At 67.9% G+C, this 4,991-nt stretch carries 7 protein-coding genes and 1 rRNA gene; 2 read left to right on the top strand and 6 right to left on the bottom strand.

The annotated features are described in order from the left end of the window. Nucleotides 1–71: 71 nt before the first annotated feature. Complete coding sequence (locus IEX93_RS11255; RefSeq protein ID WP_188848277.1) at nt 72–221, top strand: hypothetical protein; 150 nt, start codon at nt 72–74, stop codon at nt 219–221. After that, nucleotides 218–928, top strand: a complete 711-nt coding sequence (locus IEX93_RS11250) for an alpha/beta fold hydrolase (protein WP_188848276.1) — start codon at nt 218–220, stop codon at nt 926–928. Before IEX93_RS11255 ends, IEX93_RS11250 begins: the two co-directional genes overlap by 4 nt. Here the strand turns inward: IEX93_RS11250 and IEX93_RS11245 are convergent. From IEX93_RS11245 to IEX93_RS11220, 6 genes are all read right to left on the bottom strand, one after another. After that, nucleotides 925–1,461: a Uma2 family endonuclease gene (locus IEX93_RS11245; RefSeq protein WP_188848275.1), complete on the bottom strand. Its 537-nt coding sequence runs from the start codon at nt 1,459–1,461 to the stop codon at nt 925–927. The genes IEX93_RS11250 and IEX93_RS11245 overlap by 4 nt on opposite strands. 79 nt (nt 1,462–1,540) lie before the next feature. Then, nucleotides 1,541–2,509, bottom strand: a complete 969-nt coding sequence (locus tag IEX93_RS11240) for an NAD(P)H-dependent glycerol-3-phosphate dehydrogenase (protein WP_188848274.1) — start codon at nt 2,507–2,509, stop codon at nt 1,541–1,543. Further along, on the bottom strand, nt 2,506–3,510 hold the full coding sequence (locus IEX93_RS11235; protein ID WP_188848273.1) for a hypothetical protein: 1,005 nt from the start codon (nt 3,508–3,510) through the stop codon (nt 2,506–2,508). The genes IEX93_RS11240 and IEX93_RS11235 overlap by 4 nt, the downstream gene beginning before the upstream one ends. Before the next feature lies 1 nt (nt 3,511). Next, the gene (gene pyrE / locus IEX93_RS11230; RefSeq protein ID WP_188848272.1) at nt 3,512–4,063 is read right to left on the bottom strand and encodes an orotate phosphoribosyltransferase; all 552 of its coding nucleotides are present in this window, start codon (nt 4,061–4,063) and stop codon (nt 3,512–3,514) included. A gap of 5 nt (nt 4,064–4,068) precedes the next feature. Continuing rightward, the gene (gene pyrF / locus IEX93_RS11225) at nt 4,069–4,842 is read right to left on the bottom strand and encodes an orotidine-5'-phosphate decarboxylase (protein WP_188848271.1); all 774 of its coding nucleotides are present in this window, start codon (nt 4,840–4,842) and stop codon (nt 4,069–4,071) included. An 88-nt stretch (nt 4,843–4,930) separates the two neighbouring features. Continuing rightward, nucleotides 4,931–4,991 (bottom strand): 16S ribosomal RNA (locus tag IEX93_RS11220); the annotation flags it as partial.

Here is a 4,991-nt window from a genome sequence, read left to right as displayed (position 1 = left end):
GGTACCAGATACGGGCTGCGCCCGCAAGGGGAGATTTACCACGAAACGGAGATGTGGGTAAAGTCCTGCTTATGGAGGCCTGGAAGGAGGCGGCCAAGGAGGGCAGGATCCGGGCCAAGACCCTGGGGCGGGAGAACGTGGTCATCGTGGAGGACCCCGCCCTCATCGCCCGCCTCGAGGCCCTGGGCCTCAAGGGCGAACCCGTGGTGGAGGAAGCATGAAGGGTGTGATCTTTCTGCACGCCTTCCCCTATAGCCCCAGGATGTGGGAGGGCGAGGTGGCCCTCCTCAAGACCCGCCTCCCCGTCCTCGCCCCCCATTACCTGGGCCTTTCCCTGGGGAAGGCCGCCGAGAAGGTGCTGCAGGAAATGGACGAGGCGGGGCTGGAGCAGGCGGTCTTCGTGGGGCTCTCCATGGGGGGGTACCTCATCTTTGAGCTCTTCCGGAAAGCCCCGGAGCGCTTCCTGGGCGCGGTCCTCTCCAGCACCCGGTCGGGCCCCGACACGGAGGAGGTCAAGAGGAACCGCTACGCCCTCAAGGAGCGGGTGCTGAAGGAAGGGGTGGGCTTTCTTCCCGAAGCCCTCCTCCCAAGCCACCTGGGCCGGACGACCCAGGCCACCAAGCCCGAGGTGGTGGAGAAGGCCAAGGCGATCATCCTGGAGGCCACCCCAGAGGCCGTGGCGGAAACCCTCGTGGCCCTGGCGGAAAGGCCCGACTCCACCCCTCTCCTTTCCCGGATTCAGGTGCCCGCCCTCGTCCTCGTGGGGGAGGAGGACACCCTCACCCCCCCGGAGGAGGCCAAACGCATGTGGAAGGCCCTCCCCGACGCCCGCATGCTCATCCTCCCGGAGACAGGCCACCTCGCCAACCTGGAAAACCCCAAGGCCTTCCGCACCGCCCTTTTGGGCTTCCTCGCCGAGTTCTTCTAAAGCCGGAGGGCGTCCTCGAGGGAGAGGCGCAGGTCCAGGCAGGGCACGTACACCTCCTCGCCTTCCTCCTCCACAAACCCCTCAGGGGTGAGGCGGTAGGCGGTAAAGCGACGCTTCTCCGGGTCCACCAGGAGGTAGACCTGGAGGCTATCCAGACTCAGGTACATGGCCCGTTTCTCCCTGCGGTCCAAGGCCTCGGTGGCGGGGGAGAGGACCTCCACCACGGCACAGGGGGCTTCCTCGTAGTACAGGTGGGGCGGTCCCTCCCTGCAGACCACCATCACGTCCGGGTAGTAGACCGCCTCGTCCCGGATCCGAAGCTTCATGTCGCTCATGTAGACCCGGCACCCCCGGGGCCGGGCCGCCTCCAGGAAGCGGGCGGCAATGTTCAGGGCCACGCGGTTGTGGAGGGCGCTGGCCCCGGCCATGGCGTAGGGAAAGCCCCGGTAGAACTCCCGCTTCACGGGGCTTTCCACCTCCTCTTCCAAATAGCGCTCCAGGGAAAGGGGCTTTCGGGCAAGCATTTTCTTCATGCTACCTCCGGACCCCCTCCCCTTTCCTCCGCCCGGCCTGTCCCAAAAAGCCCCCTGGGCAAGCCCGCATGGGGCGGCCTCATTCCTCCTTGGGCTCCCGGGCCATGAGGGCCTTAAGGGCCGCCAGGGGGTCCAGGCCTTCGTGGGCCACCCGGTGGACCGCCTCGGCCACGGGGAGCTCCACCCCTTGCTCCTTCCCCCAAGCCACCATGGCCTTCACCGCGTAAAGCCCCTCCACCACCCCCCGGGCCTCGAGGGCTTCCCGGTCCACCCCCCGCACCAGGTTCTCCCCCGCCATGCGGTTGCGGGAGTGGAGGCTGTAGGCGGTGGCCAGGAGGTCCCCCAGGCCCGCAAGCCCGTAGAAGGTGGCCTCCTCCCCTCCAAGGGCGGTGCCAAAGCGGACCATCTCCCTAAGCCCCCGGGTGAGGAGGGCCGCCTTGGCGTTGTCCCCCAGCCTAAGCCCGTCCACCATCCCCGCCGCCAGGGCCAAGACGTTCTTCACCGCCCCCCCGAGCTCCACCCCCCGCCGGTCCCGGCTGGTGTAGACCCGGAAGGTGGGCCCGGAAAAGAGGGCCTGGACCCGCCGGGCGAGGTCCTCCGGCCCCGCGGCCACGCTCGCCGTGGGGAGGAAGCGGGCCACCTCCTCGGCGTGGTTGGGCCCGGAAAGGGCCACCACCGGCCTTTGGGTCAGGGCCTCCACCACCTCCGCGGGCGTCCGGACCCCCTCCCCCCCGTAAAAGAGGCCCTTGGTGGCGGAGACGTACCAGGGGGCCGGGGGAAGGACGGCCAAGGTCTCCCGGAGGGCCTTGGAGGGCACCGCCACCACCGCAAGCTCCGCCCCCTCCAGGGCCTCCTCGGGGTCATGGGTGGGGTAGAGGTAGGCGGGGATGGCCACCCCCGGGAGGTAGTCCCGGTTCTCCCGCATGGCCTGCAAGGCCTCCGCCTGCGCCTTCCGCCGGGCCCAAAGCCGGGTGGGCACCCCCTTGCTGGCGAGGAGGACGGCCAAGGCCGTCCCCCAGGCCCCCGCCCCCAGGACCGCCACCCTCATAGGAGGAAGACCACCTCCCAGGCCTCGTACCAGGCGGCGGCGAGGAGGAAGAGGGCCCCCAAATAGAAGGCCAAAAGGAGCCCCCTAAGCCCCTCCCGGTACCCCTGGCCTCCGGCCACCCGGGCGAGGAGCACAAGCCCGCCGAAGGTGACGAGGATGTAGGCCTGGAGCTCCAAAAGGAGGGTGGGCAGGTGGAGGAGGAAGGCGCTTCCCAGAAGGACGGGGGAGAGGGCGAAGCCAAAGGCGAAGTAGCGGAGGGCATTGAGGAGGAGCACGGGAACCCCCAAAAGCAGGGCGGGAAGGAGCCCCGTGAGGAAAAGCCCCTGGCTGAAGTTCCAGTGGAAGATGACCCCGGCGAGGACCAAAACGCCCCTGTCCACCGCCTCCTGAAGGCCGATGGCCTCCAAGGCGCCCCCGAAGAGGACCTGCACCGCCCGGGCGAGCTCGGGCATCCCGTAGGCGAGAAACGCCCCCAAGGCGAAAAGGCCGTAGAGGAAAAGGTTGGTGAAAAGGTAAAGGCCCCGGTAGGCCCGGATCAGGGAGAGGGCTTCAAGAAGCCAGGCCCGGAAGGGGGAAGGATAGAAGAGGAGGAGGCCCCAAAAGAGGGAAAGGAGCAAAAACCCGAAGCCCGCCATGGGGGTGAGGAGGTAGGCGGGCACCCCGAGCCCCTCGGAACGGAAGTAGATCCGGCGCACCCTTTCCCCCTCCAGGACCACCACCACCTCCCCCACCTCCCCCCCAAGGGCGGCGGGGAAGGAGACCCGGTTTTCCTCCACCTGGGGGCTTTCCAGGTTCACGGTAAGCCCCTGGGGGGGCGGGGGAAAGAGGGCGTAGCGCTCAAGGAGCCTCGGGGCCTCCTCCGGAGGAGCCTTAAGGACCTCCTCGAGGCTCGGGGAAAGCTCCCCTCTAAGCCACCGGGCCACGGCCTCCCTCGCGGCCTCCTCCGGGGCCGCGAGGGCCAGGGAGAGAAAGCCGAAAAGAAGGGCCACGAGGAAGCGCACCCTAGACCTCCTCTAAGGGAACCCCTTCCCGGCAGAGGGGGCAGGCCTCCGGGGCGTACTGGGGAACCTCGAGGGAGACCAGGGCCCGGAAGGGCACGCCGAAGGAGGCCCTCCCCCCGCTCCGGTCCACGATGGCCCCCACGCCCACCAGCACCCCGCCCCGGGCCTCCGCCGCCTGGATCGCCTTGCGGACGCTCTCCCCGGTGGTCACCACGTCCTCCACCGCCAGGAAGCGGTCCCCCGGGTTCACGGTGAGCCCTTTTCGGATTAGCATCCCCCCCTTCCCGTCCTTCTCGGCGAAGAGGGCCCGGGCCCCGAGGGCCTTCGCCACCACAAAGGAGAGGACCACACCCCCAATGGCCGGGGCAATGACGAGGTCCACCTTCTCGTCCTCAAAGAGCTTTCCCAAAGCCTCCCCCACGGCCTCGGCGTAAAGGGGATGCTGGAGGAGGGCCGCCGACTGCAAAAAGAGGGGGGAGTGCATCCCCGAACGCAGGAGGAAGTGGCCCTCGAGAAGAGCCCCCGTCCTCCGGTAAAGCTCCAGGACGTCCATCCCCCCTACTCTACCAAAGCCTTAAGGAAGCCCTCCGCCGCCCTTTCCGCCGCCTCCAGGTCGGGCCTCCCCCCGGGGTAAAAAAGGGCCCGGCTAGCGGAAAAGAGGAGCCCCTCCCCCTTAAGGGGCTTCCCCCCCTGGGCCCCCAGGCCAGGGAGGAGGAGGGGGGCGTGGGGCGCCTTTTCCCGCACCCTGGCCACGGCCTCCGGGTAGGTGGCCCCCACCACCATCCCCACCCGGCTCCAAGGACCTTCCCGGTAGGCCTCCCCTTCCTGGGCCAAGGCTTCCGCCAGGTAAAGGTAAAGGGGCCTCCCCTCCACGGAAAGGTCCTGAAGAAAACCCGAACCCGGGTTAGAGGTCTTGGCCAAGACGAAGACCGCCCCGCCGCTTTCGGCCGCCGCTTGGAAAAAGGGCTTCAGAGCGTCCAAGCCCAGGTAGGGGTTGACGGTGAGGGCGCTCCCGGGAAAGCGGCGAAGGTAGGCCTCGGCGTAGGCCTCCGCCGTGGAGCCGATATCCCCTCGCTTGCCGTCAAAGATCACCGGGAGCCCCATCACCCGGGCTCCGCTAACAAGCTCCACCAAAAGGGCCATCCCTTCAGGTCCCAAAGCCTCAAAAAAGGCCAGCTGAAACTTCACCGCGGCAAGCCGAGGAGCCAAACGCTCGCAAAGCTCCAAAGTATAGCGGCGTAGATGCACCAAAGGCTCAGAACCGTGAAGTCCGGGCCGGGGGTCCACCCCGAGGACCAAGGGCGGTCGGGAGAGGGCCTCCAAAAAGTCCATAAGCCTCCCTTAAAAAAGAAACCCCCCATTCCGGGGGGTTGGCGCCGGGGATAGGGGAAAGCGCGGGAAACGGGCTTAGTCTCCTTAGAAAGGAGGTGATCCAGCCGCACCTTCCGGTACAGCTACCTTGTTACGACTTCGCCCCAGTC

Origin of the sequence: Thermus composti (genome assembly GCF_014647535.1) — a bacterium.
Lineage (GTDB): Bacteria > Deinococcota > Deinococci > Deinococcales > Thermaceae > Thermus > Thermus composti.
The sequence above is the reverse complement of the archived record's forward strand: the minus strand, read 5'-3'. Positions and strand labels throughout refer to the sequence as shown.